The sequence below is a fragment of the Streptomyces sp. NBC_01788 genome (assembly GCF_035917575.1).
In the GTDB taxonomy this organism is placed as follows: Bacteria; Actinomycetota; Actinomycetes; order Streptomycetales; family Streptomycetaceae; genus Streptomyces.
Genome location: NZ_CP109090.1, coordinates 2,506,490 through 2,532,463, shown reverse-complemented (window position 1 = coordinate 2,532,463; position 25,974 = coordinate 2,506,490). Strand labels below are relative to the sequence as shown.

General features: G+C 73.3%; 26 protein-coding genes. 11 read left to right on the top strand and 15 right to left on the bottom strand.

What is annotated here, in order from left to right:
* Nucleotides 1-19: 19 nt before the first annotated feature.
* The 6 genes from OIE49_RS11655 to OIE49_RS11630 all read right to left on the bottom strand — a co-directional run bounded on the left by OIE49_RS11655 (nt 20) and on the right by OIE49_RS11630 (nt 4,196).
* Nucleotides 20-1,729 (bottom strand): urease subunit alpha, encoded by a 1,710-nt coding sequence (locus OIE49_RS11655; protein ID WP_326802251.1) that lies wholly within the window; start codon nt 1,727-1,729, stop codon nt 20-22.
* Nucleotides 1,722-2,033, bottom strand: coding sequence for an urease subunit beta (locus tag OIE49_RS11650; protein ID WP_100567204.1), 312 nt, complete (start codon nt 2,031-2,033; stop codon nt 1,722-1,724). Before OIE49_RS11650 ends, OIE49_RS11655 begins: the two co-directional genes overlap by 8 nt.
* Nucleotides 2,034-2,209: 176 nt before the next feature.
* The gene (locus OIE49_RS11645; protein ID WP_100567065.1) at nt 2,210-2,512 is read right to left on the bottom strand and encodes an urease subunit gamma; all 303 of its coding nucleotides are present in this window, start codon (nt 2,510-2,512) and stop codon (nt 2,210-2,212) included.
* Nucleotides 2,513-2,607: 95 nt separating this feature from the next.
* Nucleotides 2,608-3,099, bottom strand: a complete 492-nt coding sequence (locus tag OIE49_RS11640; protein ID WP_326802250.1) for a hypothetical protein — start codon at nt 3,097-3,099, stop codon at nt 2,608-2,610.
* Nucleotides 3,100-3,206: 107 nt separating this feature from the next.
* Nucleotides 3,207-3,575: a MazG-like family protein gene (locus OIE49_RS11635; protein WP_100567066.1), complete on the bottom strand. Its 369-nt coding sequence runs from the start codon at nt 3,573-3,575 to the stop codon at nt 3,207-3,209.
* 75 nt (nt 3,576-3,650) lie between these two features.
* A complete protein-coding gene (locus OIE49_RS11630) occupies nt 3,651-4,196 on the bottom strand; it encodes a DoxX family protein (RefSeq protein ID WP_326802249.1) in 546 nt (181 codons plus the stop codon).
* 142 nt (nt 4,197-4,338) lie between these two features.
* Between OIE49_RS11630 and OIE49_RS11625 the strand changes: the two genes are divergently transcribed.
* From OIE49_RS11625 to OIE49_RS11615, 3 genes are all read left to right on the top strand, one after another.
* Nucleotides 4,339-4,665 (top strand): hypothetical protein, encoded by a 327-nt coding sequence (locus OIE49_RS11625; RefSeq protein WP_100567068.1) that lies wholly within the window; start codon nt 4,339-4,341, stop codon nt 4,663-4,665.
* A gap of 67 nt (nt 4,666-4,732) precedes the next feature.
* A complete protein-coding gene (locus OIE49_RS11620; RefSeq protein WP_326802248.1) occupies nt 4,733-5,728 on the top strand; it encodes an aldo/keto reductase in 996 nt (331 codons plus the stop codon).
* Between the two features lie 245 nt (nt 5,729-5,973).
* Entirely contained in the window at nt 5,974-7,182 is a 1,209-nt protein-coding gene (locus tag OIE49_RS11615; protein ID WP_326802247.1) for a D-alanyl-D-alanine carboxypeptidase family protein, read from the top strand.
* A 133-nt stretch (nt 7,183-7,315) separates the two neighbouring features.
* Here the strand turns inward: OIE49_RS11615 and OIE49_RS11610 are convergent, their stop codons facing one another.
* Entirely contained in the window at nt 7,316-8,074 is a 759-nt protein-coding gene (locus OIE49_RS11610; protein ID WP_326802246.1) for an SDR family oxidoreductase, read from the bottom strand.
* A gap of 107 nt (nt 8,075-8,181) precedes the next feature.
* Nucleotides 8,182-9,240 carry a Gfo/Idh/MocA family protein gene (locus tag OIE49_RS11605; protein WP_385943278.1) on the bottom strand — a complete coding sequence of 353 codons (1,059 nt, stop codon included), beginning with the start codon at nt 9,238-9,240 and terminating at the stop codon, nt 8,182-8,184.
* Nucleotides 9,241-9,372: 132 nt separating this feature from the next.
* Here OIE49_RS11605 and OIE49_RS11600 point away from each other — a divergent pair, with 132 nt between their 5' ends.
* From OIE49_RS11600 to OIE49_RS11580, 5 genes are all read left to right on the top strand, one after another.
* Complete coding sequence (locus tag OIE49_RS11600) at nt 9,373-10,680, top strand: multidrug effflux MFS transporter (protein WP_326802245.1); 1,308 nt, start codon at nt 9,373-9,375, stop codon at nt 10,678-10,680.
* Nucleotides 10,629-11,816 (top strand): serine hydrolase domain-containing protein, encoded by a 1,188-nt coding sequence (locus OIE49_RS11595; RefSeq protein WP_326802244.1) that lies wholly within the window; start codon nt 10,629-10,631, stop codon nt 11,814-11,816. Before OIE49_RS11600 ends, OIE49_RS11595 begins: the two co-directional genes overlap by 52 nt.
* Before the next feature lie 152 nt (nt 11,817-11,968).
* The gene (locus OIE49_RS11590; protein WP_326802243.1) at nt 11,969-12,964 is read left to right on the top strand and encodes a small ribosomal subunit Rsm22 family protein; all 996 of its coding nucleotides are present in this window, start codon (nt 11,969-11,971) and stop codon (nt 12,962-12,964) included.
* A 66-nt stretch (nt 12,965-13,030) separates the two neighbouring features.
* On the top strand, nt 13,031-13,660 hold the full coding sequence (locus tag OIE49_RS11585) for a TetR/AcrR family transcriptional regulator (protein ID WP_326802242.1): 630 nt from the start codon (nt 13,031-13,033) through the stop codon (nt 13,658-13,660).
* Nucleotides 13,661-13,760: 100 nt separating this feature from the next.
* Nucleotides 13,761-14,498, top strand: a complete 738-nt coding sequence (locus OIE49_RS11580) for a bifunctional DNA primase/polymerase (protein WP_326802241.1) — start codon at nt 13,761-13,763, stop codon at nt 14,496-14,498.
* Nucleotides 14,499-14,527: 29 nt separating this feature from the next.
* On the opposite strand, the gene OIE49_RS11575 is transcribed toward OIE49_RS11580, so the two are convergent.
* From OIE49_RS11575 to OIE49_RS11545, 7 genes are all read right to left on the bottom strand, one after another.
* On the bottom strand, nt 14,528-15,529 hold the full coding sequence (locus tag OIE49_RS11575) for a hypothetical protein (RefSeq protein ID WP_326802240.1): 1,002 nt from the start codon (nt 15,527-15,529) through the stop codon (nt 14,528-14,530).
* Nucleotides 15,489-16,361 carry an iron uptake transporter permease EfeU gene (gene efeU / locus OIE49_RS11570; RefSeq protein ID WP_326802239.1) on the bottom strand — a complete coding sequence of 291 codons (873 nt, stop codon included), beginning with the start codon at nt 16,359-16,361 and terminating at the stop codon, nt 15,489-15,491. Before efeU ends, OIE49_RS11575 begins: the two co-directional genes overlap by 41 nt.
* 3 nt (nt 16,362-16,364) lie before the next feature.
* Nucleotides 16,365-17,624, bottom strand: a complete 1,260-nt coding sequence (gene efeB / locus OIE49_RS11565; RefSeq protein ID WP_326802238.1) for an iron uptake transporter deferrochelatase/peroxidase subunit — start codon at nt 17,622-17,624, stop codon at nt 16,365-16,367.
* A 25-nt stretch (nt 17,625-17,649) separates the two neighbouring features.
* Entirely contained in the window at nt 17,650-18,786 is a 1,137-nt protein-coding gene (gene efeO, locus OIE49_RS11560; RefSeq protein ID WP_326802237.1) for an iron uptake system protein EfeO, read from the bottom strand.
* Nucleotides 18,787-18,973: 187 nt separating this feature from the next.
* Entirely contained in the window at nt 18,974-19,798 is an 825-nt protein-coding gene (locus tag OIE49_RS11555; protein WP_326802236.1) for a heme ABC transporter ATP-binding protein, read from the bottom strand.
* Nucleotides 19,795-20,889 carry a FecCD family ABC transporter permease gene (locus OIE49_RS11550; protein WP_401785655.1) on the bottom strand — a complete coding sequence of 365 codons (1,095 nt, stop codon included), beginning with the start codon at nt 20,887-20,889 and terminating at the stop codon, nt 19,795-19,797. Before OIE49_RS11550 ends, OIE49_RS11555 begins: the two co-directional genes overlap by 4 nt.
* Nucleotides 20,886-21,899, bottom strand: a complete 1,014-nt coding sequence (locus OIE49_RS11545) for a heme/hemin ABC transporter substrate-binding protein (RefSeq protein ID WP_326802235.1) — start codon at nt 21,897-21,899, stop codon at nt 20,886-20,888. The genes OIE49_RS11550 and OIE49_RS11545 overlap by 4 nt, the downstream gene beginning before the upstream one ends.
* Before the next feature lie 112 nt (nt 21,900-22,011).
* Between OIE49_RS11545 and OIE49_RS11540 the strand changes: the two genes are divergently transcribed.
* The 3 genes from OIE49_RS11540 (at nt 22,012) to OIE49_RS11530 (ending at nt 25,963) form a co-directional block, all read left to right on the top strand.
* Nucleotides 22,012-23,478, top strand: coding sequence for an HtaA domain-containing protein (locus OIE49_RS11540; RefSeq protein WP_326802234.1), 1,467 nt, complete (start codon nt 22,012-22,014; stop codon nt 23,476-23,478).
* Between the two features lie 132 nt (nt 23,479-23,610).
* Nucleotides 23,611-25,212, top strand: a complete 1,602-nt coding sequence (locus tag OIE49_RS11535; RefSeq protein WP_326802233.1) for an HtaA domain-containing protein — start codon at nt 23,611-23,613, stop codon at nt 25,210-25,212.
* A 61-nt stretch (nt 25,213-25,273) separates the two neighbouring features.
* Nucleotides 25,274-25,963, top strand: a complete 690-nt coding sequence (locus tag OIE49_RS11530) for a PhzF family phenazine biosynthesis protein (RefSeq protein ID WP_326802232.1) — start codon at nt 25,274-25,276, stop codon at nt 25,961-25,963.
* Nucleotides 25,964-25,974: the final 11 nt, after the last annotated feature.

The following is a 25,974-nucleotide window of genomic DNA, read 5'->3' as shown; positions in this document are numbered from 1 at the left end:
GCGCGTCGATGTCGTCGGGTCAGAAGAGGAAGTAGCGCTGTGCCATGGGCACTTCGGCCGCGGGTTCGTGCTCGATCAGCTCCCCGTCGACCCGCACGGCGTACGTGTCGGCGTCGACCTCGATGCGCGGAGTGGCCGTGTTCTCCGGCAGGTCCCGCTTGCCGCGGCCGCGTACGTTCTCCACGGCAACGAGCCGCCGCCGCAGCCCCAGGCGGTCCGCGAGGCCGTCCTCGACGGCCGCCGGCGCGACGAAGGCGACGCCGCTCGCGGCGGCGGCCGGGCTGCCCACGTTGTAGCCCATCCGGTTCAGCACCGGCTGCGGCGTGGGAATCGACGCGTTCGGGTCGCCGAGGGCGGCGCTCGCGGCCATCCCGGCCTTGAACACGACCGTGGGCCGCACCCCGAACAGGGCGGGCTGCCACAGCACCAGGTCGGCCAGCTTCCCGGGCTCGACGGAACCGATCTCGCGTTCCAGGCCGTGGGCCACCGCCGGGCAGATCGTGTACTTGGCGACGTAGCGGCGGGCCCTGTGGTTGTCGGCCCCGCTGTCGCCGGGCAGTGAGCCGCGCAGCTCCTTCATCCGGTGGGCGGTCTGCCACGTCCGCGTCACGACCTCCGCGACCCGGCCCATCGCCTGAGCGTCCGAGGACATGATCGAGAGCGCTCCGAGGTCGTGCAGCACGTCCTCGGCGGCGATGGTCGTGGGCCGTACCCGGCTCTCGGCGAACGCCAGGTCGTTGGGCACCTGCGGGTTGAGGTGGTGGGCCACCATCACCATGTCCAGCGCCTCGGCGACCGTGTTGACGGTGAACGGGCGGGTCGGATTGGTCGACGCGGGCAGCACGTTCGGCTCACCGGCGATGCGGATGATGTCCGGTGCGTGGCCGCCGCCCGCGCCCTCGGTGTGGAACGCGTGGAACGTCCGGCCGGCCACGGCGGCGAGCAGATCCTCCACGAAACCCGCCTCGTTGAGGGTGTCGCTGTGGATCGCGACCTGAACTCCGGCCCGGTCGGCGACGGTCAGCGCGGCGTCGATCGCGGCCGGGGTAGCGCCCCAGTCCTCATGCACCTTGAACCCGCCCGCCCCGCCGCGCAGTTGCTCCCACAGCGCCTCGGGGGACACGGTGTTGCCGCGGGCCAGGAACAGCACGTTGAGCGGCCAGGGCTCGCAGGCCTCCAGCATCCGCCGCAGCCACCAGGCGCCCGGCGTGGCCAGGGTCGCCTTCGAGCCCTCGGTGGGTCCGGTGCCGCCGCCGACGAACGTGGTGGTGCCCGCCGAGAGGGCCTCCTCGAACATGGCCGGGCCGACGAAGTGCACATGAGTGTCGATCGTGCCCGCCGTCAGGATCAGCCCGTTGCCGGCCGCGATCTCCGTGGAGGGGCCGATGACGAGGCCGGGGTGGACCCCGTCCATGGTCTCGGGGTTGCCCGCCTTGCCCAGCGCCACGATCCGGCCGTCGCGGACGCCGACGTCGGCCTTGACCACTCCCCAGTGGTCCAGGACCACCGCGCCGGTGATGACCAGGTCCGGTGTTCCCTCGCCGCGGGTGGCCCGCGACTGGCCCATGGACTCCCGGATGGATTTGCCGCCGCCGAAGACGGCCTCGTCTCCGCCGCCGCAGAGATCCCGCTCGACCTCGATGAACAGGTTGGTGTCGGCCAGGCGGACCCGGTCCCCGGTGGTCGGGCCGAACGATGCCTCGTACTCGCGCCGGCTGATCTCAGCCATCGAGTTCACCTCCGCACAGACCGCGCAGTCCGGCCACGATCCGCCGCCCCCCGATCGGGACAAGCTCCACCTCCTCCACGGCCCCGGGCTCGAAACGCACCGAGCCGCCCGAGAGCACGTTGAGCCGCCGCCCCCACGCGGCCTCGCGGTCGAACTCCAGCGCGGCGTTGACCTCCGCGAAATGGAAGTGCGAACCGACCTGGACGGGACGGTCGCCGGTGTTCTCCACCCGCAGCCGGGTGACCTCCTTGCCTGCGTTGATCACGACCGGGTCGTCGCCGTAGAGCACTTCGCCCGGGATCAGGGGCTCGTCGGTCTCCGGATGTCCCCCCGTGTAGTGCCGCCGGGCCGCCTGCCGCGACCCGGTTCCGCCCCGCCGTGGCAGGCTGGGGCTGCCGACGCCGCTGGACGGGTGCAGCACCGAGCCGTGCTGGTCCTGCCGGCCGGGGTCGTCGCTGGGATGCTCGTCGCTCCTCATGATCATGAGATCGGCCCCGTCACCGTGATCAGATTCGTGCCGTCGGGGAAGGTCGCCTCGACCTGCACCTGTCCCAGCATCTCCGGCACCCCCTCCATCACGTCGTCGCGACCGAGCACGGCCCGTCCGGACTCCATGAGCTCGGTGACCGTACGGCCGTCGCGCGCACCCTCCAGCAGGAACGACGTGATCACCGCGGTGGCCTCCGGCAGATTCAGCTTCAGGCCACGCTCCTTGCGCTCCAGGGCCAGCTTCGCCGCCGTGTAGATCATCAGGCGCTCACGCTCGTGCAACGTCAGAAGCATCGGCCGCCTCCACGGGGTGAGAGGAAGAACCACGCTCTTGCAGTTAAGCCCAAACGTGCCACCGTCGCAGAGCGAGAGCTCACACCGCGTGACGCTCAGCGGGCCCTTCCGACGGGCCCGACCTCCTCCGCGCGTACGCCACCGGTCCGGGCGTGCGCCAGCACCGCCCGCCGCGACCGGCCGTCCAGGGGCAGGTGGAAGGCCTGGAGCGAATGGCGTGCTCCGCCCGTGTCGAAGCGGTCGACGACCTTGCCCAACGGGTTCCGTAGCCGTCCGTCCGGCATGAGGACGCCGGCCGGCTGGGAGAAACGGGCCCGCTGGCCGGCGTCGAAGTCCACCCAGCTCGCACCGGCGTGGCGCACCAGCACCTCACCCACGTACGCCCCGAGGCCGAGCAGCGGCCCCCGTACGCGCTCGCGCGACGCGCCGCTCTTGCGCATGCCGTCGATCAGGAAGTCGACGATCCGCAGACTCGCCACGGAGTAGTCCAGGGGCAGCCGGCTGCGCTCCGTGAGACGGGCGACCAGGACGGCCGCGCGCCGGGGCATCCCTTCCGCGCACGGATTGATCTCGTCGGCCTCGGCCATGGAACTTCCACCCTTCGCTTGCCAGGGGGCCTTGACAGGCCCCTGATCAGCAAGCGGATTCCGCCACCGGAACGTCACGCCCCGCCGGTGCGCGGGCGGGGCCTCGGTCAGGTCTCCCCGCCCGGCCCCAGTGACCGCTGCCTGACCCGGTCCAGATGGCGGGCGAAGACCTCCCGGGCCTGAGGGGTCAGCGTGCGCAGGGCCACCAGGGCGGTGATCACCACGTCGCACAGTTCCGCCTCGACGTCGTCCCAGGTGTGGGTGGTGCCCTTGCGCGGGTTCTGGCCGGTCGCGCCGATCACCGCCTGGGCGACCTCGCCGACCTCCTCCGACAGTTTCAGAACCCGCGGCAGCACCGTCGCCTCCCGGCTCTCGCCGAGGGGGCGGTGCCCGTCCAGCCAGGCCCACAGGTCGTCGACGGCGGACCAGAGATCCTCGGGCGGTGCCGGCGCGGAGCCGGGGTGCTGATCGCTCATGCGGCGCAGCCTGCCACGACGCGCCCGTCCCGCTCCGCGAAAAGCGACTCCCGCCGCTCCTCGCTATTCCTCCGGCTACTCCTCGAAGAGAACCTCCTGCTCGCCCTCCTTCTCCTGGCGCAGTCGCCGGACGCGGGCGCCGAGGACCAAGGACGTCGCCGCGGCCACCGTCGCGAACGCCGCGGGGACCATCCAGCCGCGGTTGACGGCGTGCCCGAGGGCGTGGTCCACGGAGAGCCGGCCGGGGCCCGTGATCGCCAGGCCCGCGGAGGTCAGGCCCAGCGAGGCCGCGTACTCGTAGCCACCGCTCTGGGCGAAGAAGCCGCTGGGCGCGTGCACCGCCGCCGCCCCCGCCATCGCGCCGGCCGCCGCCGCGCCCGCCGCCGGCGTCGCCAGGCCCATGGCGAGGAGCAGGCCGCCGCCGGCCTCCGACAGTCCGGCCGCCATCGCGCTCGCCTTCCCGGGCCGGTAGCCCACGGACTCCATGAACCGGCCGGTCCCCTCGATCCCGCCCCCGCCGAACCAGCCCAGCAGCTTCTGCGCTCCGTGCGCGGCCAGCACGCCGCCGGTACCCAGCCGGAGCAGCAGCAGGCCAAGATCGCGTCGGTCGTAACAGGTCACGGTGACTCCCAGGCGGACGGCGGGGGATCAGCGGCTTCGGACCGCTTCCGGGTGTCCACCGTCGCACCGCCCACACTCCACCGGCCCGTCCTGGGCGCCGTCCGGGTGGCGGGGTCCCCGGGACCGGTGTGACGCTGCCGACATGACGATTCAGACCGCCAGACTGAGCGACCCGGCCGTCCGTGCCTTCGTCACCGCCGTCAACGCCCACGACCGCGAGGGCTTCATGCAACTGCTCGCGCCCGGCGCGACCATGGCGGACGACGGGGCCGACCGCGACCTCGCGGAGTGGATCGAGGAGGAGATCTTCTCCACGCACGGCCACATGGACGTCGACAACGAGTCCGCCGGCGGCCGCGCCCTCCTCGCCCGCTACCGCAACGACACCTGGGGCGAGATGCGCACCCGGTGGTCGTTCACCATCACCGACGACGGCCGGATCTCGCGATTCGAGACCGGCCAGGCTTAGCAAACGGACACGGGTGCCGTACCAGGCCTTGCCCTCGTGTGCGCTCCAACTCGTAGCGTCCCAGGGCATGGAGACCGCCACCTTCACAAGGACACTGGGACACGGCGGGATCGAGGTCAGCGCACTCGGCTTCGGATGCTGGGCGATCGGCGGGGAGTGGCGGTCGGCGGACGGGCAGCCGCTCGGCTGGGGCAGGGTGGACGACGAGGAGTCCGTACGGGCCATCCGGCGCGCCCTCGACCTCGGTGTCACGTTCTTCGACACCGCCGATGTCTACGGCTGCGGGCACAGCGAGCGGGTGCTCGGGCGGGCCCTGGGCAAGCGGCGGGACGAGGTCGTCGTCGCCACCAAGTGGGGCAACCTGTTCGACGAGCGCACCCGCACCGCCGACGGCCAGGACGCCACCCCCGAGCACGCGCGCCGTGCGCTCACCTCGTCCCTCGCCCGCCTCGGCACCGACCACGTCGACCTGTACCAGCTGCACATCTCCGACGCACGGCCCGGCGACGCGGCCGCCCTGCGGGACGCCTGTGAGGACCTCGTGGCCGAGGGGCTGATCAGGGCCTACGCCTGGAGCACGGACGACCCCGCCCGTGCGGCCGTCTTCGCCGAGGGCGAGCACTGCACGGCCGTGCAGCACGCGCTGAACGTGCTCCAGGACGCGCCCGGGATGCTCGCGCTGTGCGAGGAGCGGGGCCTCGCGAGCGTGAACCGCAGCCCGCTGGCCATGGGACTGCTCACCGGCAAGCACGCCGGGCGCGCGCCCCTGGAGGCGGGGGACATCCGCAGCCGGCCGCCCGCCTGGCTGAAGGGCTTCGGGGACGGCTCCGGCGCCGACCCGGAGTGGCTGGCCCGCACCGAGGCGCTGCGCGAGGTCCTGACCAGCGGCGGCCGTACGCTCGCCCAGGGCGCCCTGGCCTGGCTGTGGGCGCGCAGTGGGCGGACGGTTCCCATCCCCGGCTTCCGTTCGGTCGCCCAGGCCGAGGAGAACGCGGGCGCCCTCGCCAAGGGCCCGCTGACGGCCGCCCACCTGGCCGAGGCCGACCGCATCCTGGGGCGCTGAGGACCCGCGGGCCGGGGACGGAGGGGCGCGGGCGTCGAGCGGGCGGGGGACGGAGGGGCGCGGGCGTCGAGCGGGCCGGGGGCGTGGGCCTTGCGCGGGCCGGGGCCGAGGGGCGTGGCGTTGGCGCGGCGCGGGTCGGGGCGCGATTCGGCGGGGCATTCGGCGACTCGTCCTTTGGTGATCTTTTGATCAGACTTTGAGGACATGTCGCGCACAGGCTCAGGCTCGCTCTGTACGGTCCCGGGGTGCGTGTTTCCTCTCGGTCCCCCCACGGACCGTCCCGGCGTTCCCTGCTCACCCTCGCCACGGCCGCCCCGCTGGCCGCAGTGACCGCCACCGGCCCGGCCGCGGCCGCCGCCCCCGCCCGCGCCGCCACCGTGATCGGCGGCGAGCGGCTGGCCCATGCGAAAGTGCAGGTGAGCGGCGCCACCGGCCTGCCGGGCCGGCTCACCGCCCGTGCCTGGCTCCTCGCCGACGCGGAGACGGGGCACGTGCTCGCCGCCTACCGCGCGCACCAGCCCCTCGCGCCCGCCTCGACGCTGAAGATGCTGTTCGCGGACACGGTGCTGAGGAAGTTCCACCGCGCCGAGCGCCACACCGTCACCGAGGCCGAGCTGGCCGACATCCCCGGCGGCTCAAGCCTCGTCGGGATCCAGGCCGGGACCACCTACACGGTGGAGCAGCTGTGGCAGGGCGTGTTCCTGCGCTCGGGCAACGACGCCGTGCACGTGCTCGCGCACATGAACGGCGGGGTGGCGAAGACGGTCGCCGAGATGCAGGCCAGGGCCCAGGACCTCCAGGCCCTGGACACCCACGTGGTCAGCCCGGACGGTTTCGACCACCCCGGTCAGCTGTCCTCGGCGTACGACCTGACGCTGATCGCCCGGCACGGACTGCGCAACGCCGACTTCCGCGGCTACTGCGGCACGCACGCCGCCGACTTCCCGGCCGGCCGGAGCAGGACCTTCCAGATCCAGAACACCGACCGCCTGCTGACCGGAGCGTGGGGCCTGAAGGCGTACCACGGCCTGATCGGGGTGAAGAACGGTTACACCAGCGACGCCGGCAACACCTTCACCGGCGCGGCCGTACGCGGCGGCCGCACCCTGCTGGCCACGGTGCTGAACCCCGCGGCCGGCAGCAACGCCGTCTACGAGGAGACCGCCGCCCTGCTCGACTGGGGCTTCGGGAAGGGCAGTTCCGCGCGGCCCGTCGGCACGCTGGTCGAGCCGCTGAGCGAGGGCGGGAAGAAGGCGGACGCGGACACCCTGCCCGTGAAGCAGGCGGCACCGGCCGCCGCCGGGCCGCCGGGCGCGGCGGCGGACGGCGGCCCCTCGGCCTGGCGGCTGCTGGAAGGCGCGGGCGGTACGGTCGCGCTGCTGACCGGCGGCGTGTGGGCGCTGCGCCGGCGCCGGGCCGCGTCCGCCGAGTCCGGGGGGCGCCACCGGCGCTGAGCCGTCCGTGCGGCAGCCGTTCCACGCACCGGCGCGCATCCGTTTGTGAGGATCGCCCGCCCGCGGCCCGGGTCGGCGTCCGTTCCGGGCCGTTCGGGCCCGTTCCGGGCCGTTCGGGCCCGTTCCGGGCGGCTCAGCCCCGCCCCACGTACGGCATCGTCGTCGCCAGCACCGTCGCGAACTGCACGTTCGCCTCCAGCGGCAGCTCCGCCATGTGCCGCACGGTGCGCGCCACGTCGGCCACGTCCATCACGGCTTCCGGGACCACCTCCCCGTTGGCCTGGAGGGCGCCCGACTCCATCCGGGCCGTCATGTCGGTGGCCGCGTTGCCGATGTCGATCTGCCCGACCGCGATCCGGTACGGTCGGCCGTCCAGGGAGAGCGCCTTGGTCAGGCCGGTCAGGGCGTGCTTGGTGGCGGTGTAGGGCGCCGAGTGGGGCCGGGGCGTGTGCGCCGAGATCGAGCCGTTGTTGATGATCCGGCCGCCCTGCGGGTCCTGCTCCTTCATCCGCCGGTACGCAGCCTGGGCGCACAGGAAGGCCCCGTTGAGGTTGGTGTCCACCACATGCCGCCACGCCTCGTAGGACAGCTCCTCCACCGGTACGCCGCCCGGCCCGAAGGTGCCCGCGTTGTTGAACAGCAGGTCGACCCGTCCGAACCGGTCGACGGTGGCGGCGAACAGCGCGGCCACGTCGTCCGGCCGGGCCACGTCGGTGCGCACGGCGAGGGAGGCGGCCCCCGGGGCGAGCGCCGCCGTCTCCTCCAGCGTCTCGGGGCGGCGCCCCGCCAGGGCCACGGACCAGCCCGCGCGCAGCAGTTCCACGGCGACGGCCCGCCCGATGCCCGAGCCGGCTCCGGTCACCACCGCGATCTTCGATTGCCTGTCGGTCATGGCACCGGAGCGTACGAGGACGGTCCGCCAAGCGGAATCCACTGTCCGCCATACGGATGCCGACCAGGGCCGCGGAGGCCTCCGGAAGCTCGCCGGTGTCGCGGAGCTCAGGCGAGCGCGGCCTCCCGGGCCCGCCCGGCGTCCGGTCCGTCCGCCTCTCCGGGATACCGCACGCCGATCCGCTCCCGCACCGCGTCCAGCGTCCGCATCACCGCCAGGGTGCCCTCCAGCGGCACGAGCGGGGACTCCGTCTCGCCCGCGCGCAGGGCCCGCATCACCTCCCGCGCCTCGTGCCGCAGGGTGGTGCGCGGACCGTCGGCCGGGTCCGCGGTGAACTCCTCCGGGTCACGGCCGTGCCGGCGCAGCACGAAACGGTCGGGGTGGAAGAAGCCGGAGGGCACGTCGATCCGGCCCTTGGAGCCGGTGACCGAGGCGCAGGTGGCCGTGGATCCCGTGATGGAGCAGTGCAGTTGGGCCAGCGCGCCGCCGTCCCAGGAGAGCAGCGCGCCGGTCTGGAGGTCGACGCCCTCCGCGGAGAGCACCGCCCTGGCCGTCACGTCCGACGGCTCGCCGAGCAGCAACTGGGCGAACGACACCGGGTAGACGCCGAGGTCGAGCAGCGCCCCGCCGCCCAGGTGCGGGTCGCGCAGCCGGTGCGAGGGCGGGAAGGGGCCGGCGAGCCCGAAGTCGGCCTGAACTGTGCGCACTTCGCCGATCGCGCCGTCGTCGACCAGTGCCTTCAGGCGCCGTATCAGTGGATTGCAGTACATCCACATGGCCTCCATCAGGAACCGGTCGTGCTCACGGGCGAGCGCGACGAGTTCCCCGGCCTGCCGCAGGTTCAGCGTGAACGGCTTCTCGCACAGCACGTTCCGCCCGGCCTCCAGGCACAGGCCGGCGGCCGCCCGGTGGGCCGTGTGCGGGGCGGCCACGTAGACGACGTCGACGTCCGGGTCCCGGGCGAGCGACTCCCAGTCGCCGTACGCCCGCGGGATCCCGAACCGTTCCGCGAACGCCTTCGCGGACTCCTCGGTGCGCGAGGCCACCGCCACGACCTCGGCGTCCGGCAGGTCCACCAGGTCCGCGGTGAACGCGGCCGCGATCTGGCCGGTCGCCAGAACGCCCCAGCGCACCGTCTGTTCCGCCACCCCGGACACTTCCGACATCCCGGACCTCACCCTCGCTCACGCGTTCCTCGGCACGGTGTACGAGCTGAGAGCATAGGCGGCGGATCAGCCGGAGAGGCCCGGAGAGGGCCGAAGAAGGCCACAAGCGGGCCGGGAGAGGAAGGGACACACATGTCGGAGGGTGGGGCGCCCGCACCGCACGCGCCGCGGACGGCCGTACCGGAGCGGGGACTCGCCGGACCGCCGGCGCGCTCGGCCCGCCGCGCCGGACTGCTGGTGACCCTGATCCTCGGCGGGCTCACCGCGACGCCTCCGCTCGCGATGGACATGTACCTCCCCTCCCTGCCGGAGGTCACCCGGTCCCTGCACGCCCCGGCCGCGACCGTCCAGCTCACGCTGACCGCCTGCCTGGCCGGCATGGCGCTCGGGCAGATGGTGGTCGGCCCGATGAGCGACCGGTGGGGGCGCCGCCGCCCGCTGCTGGCGGGGCTCGCCGTCTACGTCCTCGCCACCGCGCTGTGCGCGTTCGCCCCGAACGTCGAGACGCTGGTCGCCTTCCGGCTGGCCCAGGGACTGTCGGGCGCGGCCGGCATCGTGATCGCCCGCGCGGTCGTGCGGGACCTGTACGACGGCGTGGCCATGGCCCGCTTCTTCTCCACCCTGATGCTGATATCCGGCGTCGCCCCGATCGTGGCACCGCTGATCGGCGGACAGATCCTGCGGGTGACGGACTGGCGCGGCGTGTTCGTCGTCCTCACGGTGGTCGGGGCGCTGCTGGCCGTGGTCGTCTGGACCCGGCTGCCGGAGACCCTGCCGCCCGACCGCCGGCACGGCGGCGGGGTGGGCGAGACGCTCGGCTCGATGCGCCGGCTGCTCGCCGACCGCGCCTTCACCGGATACCTGCTCGCGGGCGGCTTCGCCTTCGCCGCGCTGTTCGCTTACATCGCCGCCTCGCCGTTCGTGATCCAGGAGATCTACGGCGCCTCCCCGCAGACGTACAGCCTGCTGTTCGGGCTCAACTCGGTCGGGCTGGTCATCGTGGGTCAGGTCAACGGCCGGGTGCTCGTCGGCCGGGTCCGCCTCGACCGGGTGCTGGCCGTCGGCCTCGTGGTGATCATCCTGGCCGCGGCCGCCCTGCTGCTGATGGCCACGGGGGTGTTCGGCGAGGTGGGCCTGGTGCCCGTGGCCGCCGGGCTGTTCGTGCTCATGTCCGCGATGGGCGTCACCCTGCCCAACACCCAGGCGCTCGCGCTGATGCGCACCCGCGAGCACGCCGGTTCCGCGTCCGCCCTGCTCGGCACGTCCTCCTTCCTCATCGGCGCGATCGCCTCCCCGCTGGTCGGGATCGCCGGGGAGCACACCGCCGTGCCCATGGCGCTGGTCCAACTGGCGGCCGCGCTGGTGGCGCTGGCCTGCTTCATGGGAATGTGCCGTCCCTGGAGGCCACATGCGGCCGAGAGCGTGCAGGAGGAGAGCTGAGCGCACCGAGACTGCGCGGGGACACACCGGAGAGGGCCGGACTCGACCCCGCCGAGCTGCGTCACCTCGTCCGTGAGGTCCACGACCTCACCACCGGGGAGCACCCCTGGGCGGCGGGTGCCGTCGTGCTCGCCGGACGCGGCCCGGTGGTCGCCGTCGCCGAGCCGGCGGGCTGGGCGGTGCGGTACGCGTCCTACGACCCCGCCACAGACCGGGGCGTCGAACTCCCGGCCGACCGGCGGGTGCCGATGACCGTGGACACGCCGTTCGACCTGGCTTCCCTGACCAAGCTGTTCACGGCGGTCGCCGCCGTGCAGCAGATCGAGCGGGGCACGCTGGGCATCGACGCGCGGGTGGGGGCGTACCTGCCGGAGTTCCGGGCCGCCGCCGCACACGGCGTCACCGTACGGCAGTTGCTCACCCACACCTCCGGGCTGCGCCCCGAACTCCCGCTGTACGACTGCCCCGACGCCGCCTCCCGGTCGGCGATGCTGCGCGCGGAGGCCCCGGTGGGCGTGCCCGGCACGTACACCTACTCGGACCTCAATCCGCTGCTGCTCCAGCACGTCCTGGAGCGGATCACCGGCCGCACCCTCGACGTCCTGGTCCGCGACGGGATCACCCGCCCGCTGGGCATGGCGTCCACCCGCTTCGGCCCGTGCCCCGGCGCGGCGGCGACCGAGGACCAGCGGCGGCCGTGGGCCAAGGCGGACCGGGGGATGCTGCGCGGCGAGGTCCACGACGAGAACGCCTGGGCGCTGGGCGGTGTGGCCGGTCACGCGGGCCTGTTCTCGACGGGCCCCGACCTCGCGGTGTTCTGCCGCGCGCTGCTCGCGGGCGGCTCCTACGGCCCCGCCCGGATTCTCGGCCCCGACCTCGTCGACCTGCTCCTCGCCCCACCGGGCCTGGGCTTCGCCGTGGACCAGCCCTGGTTCATGGGCGAACTGGCGGGCCACGGAGCAGCGGGCCACACGGGCTTCACCGGCACGTCCCTGACCCTCGACCGGGCCACGGACACCTTCCTGATCCTCCTGGCCAACACGGTCCACCCCCGCCGCCGCCCCCCGTCGAGCGCCCCTCGCGCGACAGCAGCGACACGCCTGTCCCGAGCGGTACGCGGCGCCCGCCGAGCCTGAGAGAGGCGGGACCCCTACGCGCGGCGGCGAACCGGCCGGTGGAGGCGAGGGCGACGCCCACCGGCCCCGCTGTCGCGGGCGGTCCGCCGGGGCTGCGGGGGCGGGAGGCGTCGGCGGTTCTGGGGGTTCGTCGGACCTGAGAGAATCGGACGGTGAACGACGTTGTACCGCCGTCGGAGACTCTCCGTGCCGCGCTTTCCAGCTTGCTCGACGGGCTGCCGCCCCGGCAGGCTGCGGGGGCCGTGGAGCGGCTGATCGCCAACTACCGGGGGAGCACCCCGACCGACGCGCCGATCCTGCGCGACCGCGCCGACGTGGTCGCGTACGCCGCGTACCGGATGCCGGCCACCTTCGAGGCGGTGCGCTCGGCGCTGGCCGCGTTCGCCGAGGCCGCGCCGGAGTGGACGCCCGCCGGCCACACCGATGTCGGCGGCGGAACCGGCGCCGCCGCCTGGGCCACCGCCGCCACCTGGGACGGCATCCGCCCGGTGACCGTGCTCGACTGGGCCGAGCCCGCGCTCGCCCTCGGGCGGGAGATCGCCGAGGCCGACCCGGCCCTGCGGGACGCCCGCTGGCAGCGCGCCCGGATCGGCGCGGCGCTCACCCTCGACGACACCGACCTCGTCACCGTCTCCTACGTCCTGGGCGAGCTGACCGCGCCCGACCGTGCGGCCGTCGTGGACGCCGCCGCGGCCGCGGCCCGCGCCGTCGTGGTCGTCGAACCCGGCACACCGGACGGGTACGCCCGCGTCATCGAGGCCCGGGACCGCCTGATCGCGGCCGGCTTCCACATCGCCGCGCCCTGCCCGCACAGCGCCGCCTGCCCGATCGTGCCCGGCACCGACTGGTGCCACTTCTCGGCCCGGGTCAGCCGGTCCTCCCTGCACCGGCAGGTCAAGGGCGGCTCCCTCGCCTACGAGGACGAGAAGTTCAGCTACGTCGCCGCCACCCGCTTCCCGGTCACCCCCGCCCCCGCACGCGTCGTCCGCCGCCCCCAGATCCGCAAGGGTCAGGTCCTGCTCAACCTGTGCGCGCCCGACGAGGGCCTGAGCCGCGAGACGGTCACCAAACGCCACGGCGACCTGTACAAGGCGGCCCGCGACACGGACTGGGGCGACCCCTGGCCGCCCCCCGACCCGACGCGCTAGGCGACCGGACCCGGCCCGCCGGGAGCGGCGAGACGCACCGTCTCCCCGCCCTGCTACCGTCGGCGCATGCCCGACAAGCCCGCCCCCGACGCCAGCCGCCGCAGCGAGAAGTCCCGCCGCGCGATCTACGCCGCCGCCCTCGCGCTCGTCGCCGAGACCGGGTATCCGAAGACCACGATCGAGGCGATCGCCGCGCGGGCCGGGGTGGGCAAGCAGACGATCTACCGCTGGTGGCCCTCGAAGGCGGACGTCCTCATGGAGGCGTTCCTCGACCTCGGCGAACAGGCGGCGGCCCGGCAGGAGGACGCGCGGGCAGACCGGCAGCCCGACGGGATCCCCGACACCGGCGACCTCGCCGCCGACCTCAAGACCGTCCTGCGCGCCACCGTCGACGCACTCTTCGACCCGGCGTTCGAGGCGCCCGCCCGGGCCCTGGCCGCCGAGGGCCTGGTGAACGACCAGGTCGGCCGGCAGTTCGTGGCCAAGCTGCTCCAGCCGCAGCTCGAGCTGTACGTCCACAGGCTCCGCTCGGCCCAGGACACCGGCGCCGTACGCCCCGACATCGACCCGCGCATCGCCCTGGAACTCTTCGTCTCCCCGCTGGCCCAGCGCTGGCTCCAGCGCACCGCGCCCGTCTCCTACGAGTACACCGACACCCTCGTCGACTACGCGCTGCACGGGCTCGCGCCCCGCTGAGCACCACCCCGGCCACCCCGGTTGCGGGCTCCGGCCCCCCGAGGCGCAGGATGGTGGGACCATGGGACATGCTGTCCACACCAGCGAGGTCAGGGGATAAATGAGCGCGGAGTTCGGCGGTCGTACCGGCCGGGAGGGCAAACTCACCAGGTGGCTGCGCGGACGTCGCCCCAAGGAGACCGCCGGAGACGGCGGCCGTGAGGACCTGCTGCTCGCCGCCGCCACCGCGGGACTGCCCCTCGCGCCCGCCGCGCACCCGGCCACCGGATACGGCTGCTCCTGCGACCGCGTCGGCTGTCCCACCCCCGCCCGGCACCCGGTGTCGTTCGCCTGGCAGACGCAGTCGACCACCGACCGCGCCCAGATCGAGCGCTGGGCCCGGCACCAGCCGCAGGCCAACTTCATCACCGCGACCGGAATGGTCCACGACGTCCTCGACGTGCCCGTGGAGGCCGGCGACGAGGCCCTGGAGCGGCTGCTCGCCGAGGGCGTCGAGGTCGGTCCGGTCGCCGAGAGCGACGACGGCCGCATGCTGTTCTTCACCCTCACCCGCGGCACGCCCGAGGACGAGGACGAGTGGTGGCCCTGCGAGCTGGACTGCCACCCGGAGACCATGGCCGAGCACCCGGGCCTGCGCTGGCACTGCCGCGGCTCCTACGTCCTGGTCCCGCCGGCCCGCCTGCCCGGCGACGACGACCAGCGGGTGCGCTGGCTGCGCGGCCCCGAGTACGCCCTCCCGGACCCCCTGAGCCTGCTGGAACCCCTCACCGACGCCTGCGCCCGCCACGCCGCCGGGGAATCGGACCCCCACTCCTCGAACTGGCCCCTGCACCGCTGAACCCCGGGGGACCCGCGGGCGCCCGGCTCCTACCCGCCCTGGGCCGAGGTCAGGCCCTGGACGCGGGCCAGTATCGACACCTGCTGTCCGGCCGCGCCCTTCGGTGGGTCGAGGGCCACTTCGTTGGAGAAGAACTCCATCGTCAGGGACTGCTTGACCTCGCCCGTGGTGAGGGCCTGGACGTCCTTGTTGGGGGTGGGCACGGAGGCACCCTCGGCGGCGGTCTGCTTCTCGTAGTGGCGGGTGGTGAAGAACACCAGCGCCCCGCCGTCCGCGGTGCGCAGCGCCAGCGGGGCGAAGGCGCCGTCCGTCCTGGGCTGGTCGATGTACTGCCGCGCCAGCCCCGGCCGGCTCGCGGCCCTGTCGCGCAGCTGGCGCCAGCCGGTGGTGTGCGGGCCGTCGGCGAAGGTGTCCCCGCCGTTGCTCAGGTACGTCGCGTAGTCCTGGCTCAAGTCGCCGGGCACGACGGCCAGTTCGCCGCTGCTCTCGGGCAGGGCCTCGGCCAGGCCGTCCTCGTCCTTCCGGAACTCCGGTATGTCCCCGGGGGCCACCAGCGTCAGATACGCCACCCGCCACTCCTCGGTGGCGCCGTAGCGCAGGAACACCATCAGCCAGCGCTGGTTCCCGCCCTTGTTGCCCTTGGCGTCGGCGAGGAACCAGCGCGGCCAGCCCGCCTTCTGGGGGATCGTGAACCTGGCGTCCGTCAGCGTCAGCGGTATGTGCGCGGGGTTGCCCTCCGGGTGGTTGGTGCGCCCGGCCTTCAGCCGCGCCCCGTCGATGGCGCCGAGCGCGCCCACGACGAAGTCCGCGTCCAGGGTGCGGTCGTAGGCCTTGTCGGCCGCGTTGTACGCCTCGGTGAACCGATTCAGTGCCTTCGCGGCCTCCGCGGGGGTGGTGGCCGGAAGCACCTCGCGCTCACCGTGCACCACCACGCACCCGCTCGCCGTCAGCGTCAGCGCGGCCGCCGTGACCGTCGCCGTCGCCCAGCGCTCAAGCCTGCGAAGCCTGCGAGGGCCGCGAAGCCTGCTCATCAGCCACCGTCACCTTCCTCTTCCCGGAGGCGAACCCTACCGGGGCGAAGAAGAAGGTGAGCGTCGGGACCAAGTACAGCAGCCACACCGTGACCTGAAGCACCGTCGGGTCGGGCTGGAAGTTGAACACGCCCTTCAGCAGCGTGCCGTACCAGCTGTCCGGCGGGATGGCCCCGCTGATGTCGAAGGCCAGGTTGCCAAGCCCCGGGACCCAGCCGGCCTCCTGGAGGTCGTGCAGGCCGTATGCCAGCACACCCGCCGCGACGACGACCAGCATGGCGCCGGTCCAGGTGAAGAACTTGGCGAGGTTGATCCGCAGCGCGCCCCGGTAGAACAGCCAGCCGAGCAGGGCGGCCGTGGCCAGGCCGAGGGCGACGCCGATGAGCGGGCGCGGGGTGCCGTCGGAGGCCGCGTGCACCGACGCCCACACGAACAGCGCCGTCTCCAGGCCCTCCCGGCCCACGGCCAGGAACGCGGTGGCGACCAGCGCGCCCGTCCCCATCGCCAGCGCCTGGTCCAGCTTGCCGTGCAGCTCGGACTTCAAGTGCCGGGCGGTGCGCCGCATCCAGAAGACCATCCAGGTCACCAGGGCGACGGCGAGGACCGACAGGCCGCCGCCGAGCGCCTCCTTCGCCTGGAACGTCAGCTCCTGGGAGCCGAATTCGAGGACGCAGCCGAAGCCCATGGCGATGGCGACCGCGATGCCGATACCGGTCCAGATCGGCTTCAGGGCGTCCCTGCGGCCGGTCTTGACCAGATAGGCGATGAGGATGCACACGACGAGGCTGGCTTCCAGCCCCTCGCGCAGGCCGATCAGATAGTTGGAGAACACGGGTCACGCCTCCTCGGACAGCAGGGTGCGGCCCCACCAGTCGTGCGTGTCACGCACGCCGGGCGGTATCGCGAAGACCGCCGAACCCACGTGCTGGATGTACTCGTTGAGCGCGTCCGACGTCGCCAGCCTGCGCTGGAGCGGGATGAACCCGTGGCGCGGGTCGCGCTGGTAGGCCAGGAAGAACAGTCCGGCGTCCAGGCGGCCGAGGCCGTCGGTGCCGTCGGTGAAGGAGTAGCCGCGGCGCAGGATCGTGATGCCGTCGTTGGAGTCGGGGTGCGCGAGCCGTACGTGCGCGGTGGGCTTCATCGCCTTCAGGAACGGCTCGTCGTGCTCCTTGGGCTTGCCGACCGGCGCGCCCTCGCCCTTGTCCCGGCCGAAGATGTCCTCCTGCTCCTGGAGCGGAGCCCGGTCCCAGGTCTCGATGTTCATCCGGATGCGCCGGGCGACGAGGTACGAACCCCCGTGCATCCAGGCGTCGTTCGCGCCGCCGTCCTGGTCGCCGACCCAGACGTGCTCCGTCAGCCGGCCGGTCTCGGTGCCCGCGATGTTGCGGGTGCCGTCCTTGAACCCGAAGAGGTTGCGCGGGGTGTGGGCGTCCGGCGTGGTGGAGGAGGTCTTGCCGAAGCCGAGCTGGGACCAGCGGACGGCGACCTTGCCGAAGCCGATGCGGGCCAGGTTGCGGATCGCGTGCACGGCGACCTGCGGGTCGTCCGCGCAGGCCTGGACGCACAGGTCGCCGCCGGTGCGGGAGCGGTCCAGGTTGTCGCCGGGGAACTTGGGCAGGTCCACCAGGGCGGCCGGCCGCTTGTCCCGCAGCCCGAACCTGTCGAACAGCGACGGCCCGAAGCCGATGGTCAGCGTCAGCCGCGAGGGGTTGAGGCCCAGCGCCTCGCCGGTGTCGTCGGGCGGCGCCTCGGGAAGTCCGCCGTACGCGCCCTCGCCGACCTCCTTACCGGCGGTCATCCGGCGTGCGGCGGCCGTCCAGTCCTTCAGCAGCCGTACGAACTCGGCGCGGTCGTCGGTCTTCACATCGAACGCGGCGAAGTGCAGCCGGTCCTGCACGGCCGTGGCGATGCCGGCCTGGTGGGCGCCGTGGAACTCCACCGCGCCGCCCGCTTCCGCGCCGACCGGGTCCAGGTCGGAGCCGGCCTTGGTCATCGCCACCGCGCCGCCGGCCGCGACGGCGCCGAGCGCGATCCCCGCCCCGCCCCAGCCGATCACGGCGCGGCGGGACGGAGTGCTGCCCTGGGTATCGGTCATCTCCAGCCTCTGCTTCACTACTTCACTACTTCACGACGGCCGCGGCGAGCTTGGACAGCGGCTCGGCGAGCGCGTTCACCGCGTCCGAGAGCTCCTTGCGGTCGTCCTTGCCGACCTTGTCGTAGGAGACGAACTCGTACGACGTCTTGTCCTTGCGGTACTTGTCGAGAAGCGTCTCGAGCGCGGCGAACTGCTTGTCGAGCTCCTTGGCCAGCGCCGGGTCGTTCTTCGAGGCGACCGGCCTGAGGAGTTCGTACGCCTTCTGCGCGCCCTCGACGTTGCCCTTGAAGTCGACCAGGTCCGTGTGGGCGTAGCGGTCCTCCTCGCCGGTGACCTTGCCCCGGGCGACCTCGTCGAGGAGTTCCTTGGCGCCGTTGGCCATGGAGGTCGGGGTGATCTCGGCGGTGCCCACCCGCTGCTGCCAGTCCTTGAGGTCGGTGAGGAGCTGGTCGGCGAGCGTCTTCTCCTCGGCGCCGATCCTGCCGTCCTTCCACAGCGACTTCTCCAGGCGGTGCCAGCCGGTCCACTTCTGGCCGTCCTCCAGGCCGTCCTCGCGGACGTCGACCTTGGGGTCGATGTCGCCGAAGGACTCCGCGACCGGCTCCGTGCGCTCCCAGCCGAGGCGGGAGATCGCGTACGCCTTCTTGGCGGCCGGCACGTCGCCGGCCTTGATCGCGTTCACGAAGGCCTCGACGCGGGGCAGGGTCTCGTCGGCCTGGTCCTGGGCGTACTGGCGGTAGTCGGCGACGGCCGTGTCCAGCTTCGGGTCGCGCTTGGCGACCGCGCCGCCGGTCGCCTTGACCTCCTGGCGGATGCCCTTGCCCTTCATGCCCGGCTTGCAGGCGATGAGGTAGTCGCCGGCCTTCACCTCGGCGGTGACCTTCTGCTTGATGCCGGGGCCGATGTTCTCGCGCTCGGCGACGATCCGGTCGTCCGGGAAGAGGAGGTAGACCTCGGTGACCTTCGAGCCCTTGTTCTCGATGGCGAGCTCGACGTGCCCGGCCGGGAACTCCTTCTTCGAGACCTCGCAGGAGTCGTCCTTCGCGGTCACGTCGACCACCCGGTCGGTGTCCTGGGTGCCGCTCTTCTGCGTACAGGCCGTCACGGCGGTCAGCGCGACCGCTGCCGCGGCGGTGATGACGGAGAAGCGGACGGCTCGCACGAGGGCTCCCGGAAGTGGCTGGAAGGTGACCTGACACCCCACAACCCTTGGTGAGGCTTGCCTAACTTAACCGAGGCTTACCTGGTTCCTACCCGTGCGGACCGTGATTCCTGTCTCATGATCCGCGTACGGGAACGAACTGATCGCGAATGCGCCAAGGGCGGGCAAAGGGGAGGTCAAGGAAGAGTCAAGGGGTCCTTCTGGGGGTCACCAGGACCGCACCCGTACGCGGATGCGGCAGCACCTCGACCTGCTGGTCGTAGACCCGGGAGAGCAGCGCCTCGGAGAACACCTCGGCGGGCGGGCCGTCGGCCACGACACGACCGGCGCACAGGATCGCGACACGGTGCGCGTACGCGGCGGCCAGTCCCAGGTCGTGCAGCACCACGACGACCGCGTCCCCGGCGTGCGCCCTTTCCCGGCACAGCCGCAGCACCATCTCCTGGTGCTTCAGGTCGAGCGCGGCGGTCGGCTCGTCGAGCAGCAGCAGCGGTGCCCGCTGGGCCAGCACCCGGGCGAGTGCGACCCGGGCCCGCTCACCGCCGCTGAGCGCCGGGAACGGGCGCGCGGCGAACGCGGTCACCTCGGTGGCGGCCATCGCCTCGGCCACGATCCGCTCGTCCTCGTCCGGGGACGCCGAGGACGCGTGCGGGGCACGGCCCATCCGCACGACCTCCTCGACGGCGAAGGGGAAGGAGAGCGCCGCCGACTGCGGCAGCACGGCGCGGCGCAGCGCCAGTTCGGGCGCGGACCACTCGTGGGCCGGGCGGCCGTGCACGCGCACCACGCCCCCCGTGGGCGGGAGATCGGCGGCGAGCGCGGCCAACAGGGTCGACTTTCCGGTGCCGTTGGGGCCCACCAGGGCCAGCACCTCCCCGGCGCGGACCGCGACGTCGACGCCGTCGAGCACCTCGCGGGCGCCGCGGCGCACCCGCAGCGCCTCCGTCTCGGCGAGCACGTCCCCCGGACTGGTTGGGGCGGGGGGAACCGGTCGGATCCTCGGCAGTCTCATGCCCAGCCTCCTTGCCTGCGGCGGGTGCGGCGCAGCAGCCAGAAGAAGAACGGGCTGCCGACCAGTGCGGTGAGCACGCCGAGCGGAAGCTCGGCGGGTGCGGCGACGGTGCGGGCGGCCAGATCCGCGCCGAGCAGGACGAGCGCGCCGAGCAGGGCGCTGCCCGGCACCAGGAAGCGGTGCCCGGGCCCGGCCGCCATCCGCAGCAGATGCGGTACGACCAGACCGACGAAGCCGATGATCCCGGCGACGCTGACGGCCGCCGCGGTCAGCAGGGCGACGACCAGCACCAGCACGACGCGCAACCGCTCCACGTCCACGCCCAGGTGCCGGGCCGGACCCTCGCCGAGCGAGAGCAGGTCCAGGCGGCGCGCGTACAGCGGCGCGACACCCAGTCCGAGCACCGCGCACGGCAGGACGGCCATGACCTTCGGCCAGGTGGCCTGGGAGAGCGAGCCGAGCTGCCAGAAGGCGATCTGGTTGACCGCGGCGGAGTCGGCGAAGAACAGGAACAGGCCGATCAGCGCGCCCGCGAAGGCGTTCACCGCGATCCCGGTGAGGATCAGCGTCACCACCTCGGTGCGGCCGCCCGAGCGCGCCATCGCGTACACCAGCAGGACCGTGCCGAGGCCCGCCGCGAAGGCGGCCACCGAAACCGTCCAGGTGCCGAGGAAGTCGAGCCCGAGGGCGATCGCGGCGACCGCGCCGACCGCCGCGCCCGAGGAGACCCCGATGACGCCCGGCTCGGCCAGCGGATTGCCGAACACGCCCTGCATCAGCGCGCCCGCGCAGCCCAGCGAGGCGCCCACGAGCAGGGCCAGCACGATGCGCGGGAAGCGCACGTTCCACAGCACCGACTCCGCGACCCGGTCGAGACCGTCGCCACCGAGGCCGATCCGGTGCAGCACGGAGGAGAGCACCTCGCCGGTCGGGATCGGGTACGCGCCGGTCCCGGCGGCGACCGGCACCAGCACGAGCAGGCCGAGCACCAGACCTCCCGTCAGGAACCAGGCCGTGCCGCGCCGCTTCTGCCCGGCGGGCGCGGGCGGCGCCTGGAGGGGGCGTACGGGCTTGTCGTCCAGTGCCGTCACCGGGCACCGCCCGCGTAGAGCTGGTCGACGATCGAGCGCAGCACCTGGTCCGTGCGCGGGCCGTAGTTGAGCAGCACGCCGTCCTCGACGGACACGACCCGGCGCTCGATGCCCGCCGGTGTCTGGGCGATACCGGGGATCTTCACCAGCCCGTCGAGGCCGCCGACGGATTCGAGGCCCTTGCTCATCACCAGGATCGCGTCCGGAGCCGCCTTCGCCAGCGCCTCGGTGGTGATGGCGGTGAAGTCCTCCGTCAGCCCCGAGTCGGCGCCCCCGTCGATCCCGCCGGCCGCCTCGATGAGCGAGGTCGCGCCGGACTCGGCGCCGCCGATCAGATAGACCGAGGCCGAGCCGCGCAGGTACAGGAAGGCGACGCGGGGATGGTCGGCGTGCGCCGGGATCGCCTCGCGCACGGCGTCGATCCGGTCCTGGGAGCGCCTGGTCAGCTCCTGGCCCGCGGCCGGTACGCCGAGCGCGCCGGCGACCGCCTGGATGCGCGCCCCCACGTCGGCGAGGCCGGCGGCCGGCTTCACCACGAGCACGGGAACGCCCGCGGCGCGGATCTGGTCCATGGCCTCCACCGGCCCGCTGGTGGTCTCGGCCAGCACCAGGTCCGGGGCGAGGGACAGGACGCTCTCGGCGGACACGTCGTGATTGCGTGTCACCACCGGCAGCTCGGCCGCCTGCTGGAAGGTGGCGGTGATGTCACGGGCGACGACCCGGTCGCCGAGCCCCAGCGTGAACACGATCTCGCTGAGACTTCCGGACAACGGGACGATCCGGCGCGCCTTCTTGACGGTCACCTCCTTGCCGTCGGCGGAACGGACCGTGACGGGCAGCCGGGGCGAGGGTGTGCCGGCCAGGGGTTCGACCCGGTTGTCGACGGCGGCGGCAGCCGTCGTCGCGGCGGATCCCCGGTCCGTGCCGGAGGGTCTTGAGCCGGAACAACCGGTAGCGGTCAGGGTGAGGGCGAGCACGGACACCAGTGCTCCCGCCAGTGTTGTGCGCAAGCGTCGCACGGTTCCGTCCGTTCCTTTCGGGGGGTACTGCCAGCATCTGACCGGCACATCTTAGGTTAGCCTTACCTTCGTTTGCTACCGGTTGTGGATCGGGAGGTTCCCCATGCCCGCGCGCCTTCGCGCTCTGGTCACCGCGTCGTTCACGGCTCTCGCCGTGCTCGCCGCGGCGCTGTCGGCGGTCCTGCTGCCGGCCACCGCCGCCCACGCCGAGAGCCGTACCGTCCAGGGCGGCCGACTGGACTGGGGCATCAAGTCCTCCTTCCAGAGCTATGTCACCGGGCCGATAGCCAAGGGGAGTTACTTCCTGACCGGCGGTGCCGCGACGGTCGGCGGCAGCACCTTCCGCTTCCACTCGGCGACCGGCTCCTACGACGGCGCCATGGGCGCGTTCCGTGCCTCGTTCTCCGGCGGTGTCCGCTTCGTCGGCCATCAGGCGGCAAGCGGCGGCTACCAGCTCGACCTCACCCTCAGCCGGCCCACCGTGAGCATCAACGGCTCCGTCGGCACGCTCTACGTGGACGTCGTCAGCAAGGCGAAGGACACCGGGAGCGTCACGACCGCCACTCAGGTGCCCTTCGCCACCCTCTCCCTCGGCGGGATCGACATGAGGGGCGGCGGTGACGCCGTCGTCCTCAACAACCTGCCCGCCACCCTCACCACCCAGGGAGCGCGGTCCTTCGCCGGCTACTACACCGCCGGGACCCCGCTGGACCCGGTGAGCCTCGCGGCGGACGTACGCCCGGCCGTGAAGGCGGCGGCCCCCTCGCCCACGCCCAGCCCGTCCAAGTCCGCGCAGAAGAAGGCGGCTTCGCACCGGGCGCTCGTGAACGGCGCCGTCGACTGGGGCGTGCGCCGCACCTTCCGCGAGTACGTCACCGGCGACATCGCCCGCGGCAAGTGGACCCTGACCGACGGGGCCCAGGACGGCGGCGCCCTCTTCCGCTTCCCCTCCGGCCGGGGCACGTACGACAAGGGCGCACTCGACGTCACCTTCAAGGGTGTCGTCCGCTTCACCGGCGCGCACGGCCTGGACCTGGAACTCAGCGCCGTCCGCGTCACCGTCGCCAAGGGCACGGGCACGCTCTACGCCGACGTGGCGAGCGACCGCCTGACCGGCAGGAAGGTCCCGCTGGTCACGTTCGCGGCCAAGGACCTGACCGCCCGCGACGGCCTGGCGAAGGTGACCGAGGCACCGGCCGAGCTGACCGCCCGCGGCGCCAAGGCGTTCGGCGGGATGTACCCGGCGGGCACCGCGATGGACCCGGTGTCCCTGGCCGTCGCCCTCACCGAGGGCGCCGAACTGCCCGCGCTGCCCGACCTGGGCAGCGCGGTCACCGACACCGCCGCGCCCGCCCCCACGACGGCCGCCCCCGACCCCGCCCCGTCGGTCGAACCGGTCGTGGCCACCGGCGACGACGGCACCCCGGTCCTGCCGGTCGCGCTCGGCGCGGGAGGCGCGCTGGTGCTGGCACTCGGCGGCGCGGCGCTCCTCCGCCGCAGGAACCGCACGGCCGCCGCCGCGTCGGCCACGGGTTCCGGCACCGACGAGGAGCGGTCCGGCGGATCGTGACCCTTCGCGGCCGTCCGGCCCGCTGAGCCAGAGAGCTTCACTCCCCATCCCCCCACGTCCGATTCCCTTTCCCTCTCCCTTTTCCTTCCTTCCGCCGCCCCACCGGTGGACCCCGTCACGAGGAGAACCGCCATGTCCGCCACCGCCACCCGCGCCCGCAGACGGCCGGTGATGTTCGCCGCCGCCGTGGCCACGGCCACCGTGATGGGAGCCGCCGCCCTGGCCACGGCTCCCGGCGCCGCCGCGGCCTCCGTGCCCCTGACCGGCTACGAACTGAGCTGGGGCATCAAGGAGTCGTACCGGAACTACGTCACCGGCCCCTACACCAAGGGCACCTTCACCGTCACCGACGGCGCCTCGCAGGCCGACGGCAACGGCGTCTTCACCTTCACCGACGGCCAGGGCACCTACGACAGCACCAACCACACGCTGCACCTGGCCTTCAAGGGCACCCTCGTCTCCGAGTCGCCGGTGCACGGGTTCAAGCGGGTGATGAGCGACTTCCAGTACGACAGCGCCACGGGCATCCTCACCGCCGACCTCACCGGCGACGACGGCACGACCCAGCAGGACGTGCCGTTCGCCGAGGTCGCGGCGCCGACCGGCTCGGACATGACCGGCCTGGCCACCACCCTCACCACCGAGGCCGGCACCTTCCTCGGCGGCTCCAACTACGCGGGCGCGGCAGGCGATCCGCTGTCGGTGGTGAAGAAGCCGGGCACGACGTCGCCGAGCCCGTCGCCCAGCGAGCCGGAGACCACCTCGCCGGGGCCGACGTCCCCGCCCACCTCGTCCACCTCGCCGAGCGAGTCGGAGACCGGCAACCCGTCGACGTCCCCGAAGCCCAGTGACTCGGCCTCCCAGAGCGCCGAGCCCACGGCGTCCACCTCCCCGTCCGCCTCCACCGCGCCCGCCACCTCCAAGGGCGACATCGCCGACGGCAGGCTGACCTGGGGCGTGAAGGACTCCTTCCGCGGCTATGTCGTGGGCCCGGTGGCCAAGGGCCGGATCACGGCGTCGGGCGGCGCCTCCCAGGCGTCCGGCAACGGTGCCTTCACCTTCGCGGACGCCACCGGCGTCTACGACACCGAGGCCGGCACCCTGTCCGCCGCGTTCAAGGGCTCGGTCAACTTCAAGGGCCACCAGGGCGAGGGCGAGGGCGGCGGCTACGGCCTCGACCTCACCCTCGACAACGTCAGGGCCGCCCTCGACGGCGGATCCGGCAAGCTGACCGCCGATGTCACCAGCCTCGGCGAGAAGTCGCCGAACGTGGTCCTGGCCGACCTGAAGGCCGGCTCCACCAAGCTCAGCGCCAAGAACGACGTCATCACCGTGGACGACGTGACGGCGACGCTGACCGAGGCCGGCGCCAAGGCGTTCGGCGGCTTCTACGACAAGGGCACCGCGCTCGACCCGGTGAACCTGTCCGTCGCTCTCACCAAGGGCGCCGAACTCCCCTCCGGCAACGGCACGTCGGGCGGCGGCTCGGGCACGGGCGGCACCGGCACCTCCGGTGGCACGGGCGGCACGGGCGGCACGGGTGGCACCGGTACGGGTGGTACCGGTTCGACGACCGGCGGCATCGGCTCCACCACCGGCGGCATCGGCGGCAGCATGGCCGCCACCGGCTCCGACGTCCCGGTGGGCGCCCTGGGCGCGGCCGCCGCGGCGACCGTGGCGGCGGGCGCGGGAGTGCTCTACGCCCTGCGCAGGCGCCGCGACACGCAGGCCTGATCCGCGTCGGCGGCGGTGCAGTCCGGTTCGGACGGCACCGCCGCGATGCTTGAATGCCCGGGTGACTGATTACGACGTGCTGCGCGTCTTCTGCGGGCCGCGCGGTGGCTACGGGAACGAACTCGGTGTCGTCCGGGACGGCTCGCGCGTCCCCGACCGGGACGACCGCCAGGAACTGGCCGCCAAACTCGGCTTCAGCGAGACGGTGTTCGTCGACGACCCCGAGCGTGGCGTCATCGACATCTTCACCCCCACCCTGCGCCTGCCGTTCGCGGGCCACCCGTGCGTGGGGGTGGCGTGGCTCCTGGACGTGCCGGAACTGGTCACCCCCGCCGGGACCGTGGGCACCCGCCTGGACGGCGAGTTCACCTGGATCGAGGCCCGACCGGAGTGGGCCCCGCCGCGCACCCTGCGCCAGTACGCCACCGCCGCCGAGGTCGACGACCTGCCCGTACCGCCGCCCGGCGAGTGGATCTACGCCTGGTCCTGGGAGGACGAGGCCGCCGGCCGCATCCGCGCCCGCGCCTTCCCCGGCCGAATCGATGAGCGCGGCGACAGCCGCTCCAGTGGAGCCGGGGCTTGCATCGGGGGCATCGACGAGGACGAGGCGAACGGCGCGGCGGCCCTGCTGCTGACGGCCAAACTGGAACGTGCCCTGAACATCGTCCAGGGCACGGGCTCACAAATCCTCACGGCCCCCCAACCGGGCGGCTGGATCGAGGTCGGCGGCCGGGTGATCCTGGAGCGCTGACGCGCACGGTC

What these genes read in the sequence shown, in the direction of transcription:
- OIE49_RS11655 (WP_326802251.1), bottom strand. Translation starts at nt 1,729, where the DNA reads ATGGCTGAGATCAGCCGGCGCGAGTACGAGGCATCGTTCGGCCCGACC.
- OIE49_RS11645 (WP_100567065.1), bottom strand. Translation starts at nt 2,512, where the DNA reads ATGCTTCTGACGTTGCACGAGCGTGAGCGCCTGATGATCTACACGGCG.
- OIE49_RS11640 (WP_326802250.1), bottom strand. Translation starts at nt 3,099, where the DNA reads ATGGCCGAGGCCGACGAGATCAATCCGTGCGCGGAAGGGATGCCCCGG.
- OIE49_RS11635 (WP_100567066.1), bottom strand. Translation starts at nt 3,575, where the DNA reads ATGAGCGATCAGCACCCCGGCTCCGCGCCGGCACCGCCCGAGGATCTC.
- OIE49_RS11625 (WP_100567068.1), top strand. Translation starts at nt 4,339, where the DNA reads ATGACGATTCAGACCGCCAGACTGAGCGACCCGGCCGTCCGTGCCTTC.
- OIE49_RS11620 (WP_326802248.1), top strand. Translation starts at nt 4,733, where the DNA reads ATGGAGACCGCCACCTTCACAAGGACACTGGGACACGGCGGGATCGAG.
- OIE49_RS11610 (WP_326802246.1), bottom strand. Translation starts at nt 8,074, where the DNA reads ATGACCGACAGGCAATCGAAGATCGCGGTGGTGACCGGAGCCGGCTCG.
- OIE49_RS11605 (WP_385943278.1), bottom strand. Translation starts at nt 9,240, where the DNA reads ATGTCGGAAGTGTCCGGGGTGGCGGAACAGACGGTGCGCTGGGGCGTT.
- OIE49_RS11600 (WP_326802245.1), top strand. Translation starts at nt 9,373, where the DNA reads ATGTCGGAGGGTGGGGCGCCCGCACCGCACGCGCCGCGGACGGCCGTA.
- OIE49_RS11585 (WP_326802242.1), top strand. Translation starts at nt 13,031, where the DNA reads ATGCCCGACAAGCCCGCCCCCGACGCCAGCCGCCGCAGCGAGAAGTCC.
- OIE49_RS11580 (WP_326802241.1), top strand. Translation starts at nt 13,761, where the DNA reads ATGAGCGCGGAGTTCGGCGGTCGTACCGGCCGGGAGGGCAAACTCACC.
- OIE49_RS11575 (WP_326802240.1), bottom strand. Translation starts at nt 15,529, where the DNA reads ATGAGCAGGCTTCGCGGCCCTCGCAGGCTTCGCAGGCTTGAGCGCTGG.
- efeB (WP_326802238.1), bottom strand. Translation starts at nt 17,624, where the DNA reads ATGACCGATACCCAGGGCAGCACTCCGTCCCGCCGCGCCGTGATCGGC.
- OIE49_RS11555 (WP_326802236.1), bottom strand. Translation starts at nt 19,798, where the DNA reads ATGAGACTGCCGAGGATCCGACCGGTTCCCCCCGCCCCAACCAGTCCG.
- OIE49_RS11540 (WP_326802234.1), top strand. Translation starts at nt 22,012, where the DNA reads ATGCCCGCGCGCCTTCGCGCTCTGGTCACCGCGTCGTTCACGGCTCTC.
- OIE49_RS11535 (WP_326802233.1), top strand. Translation starts at nt 23,611, where the DNA reads ATGTCCGCCACCGCCACCCGCGCCCGCAGACGGCCGGTGATGTTCGCC.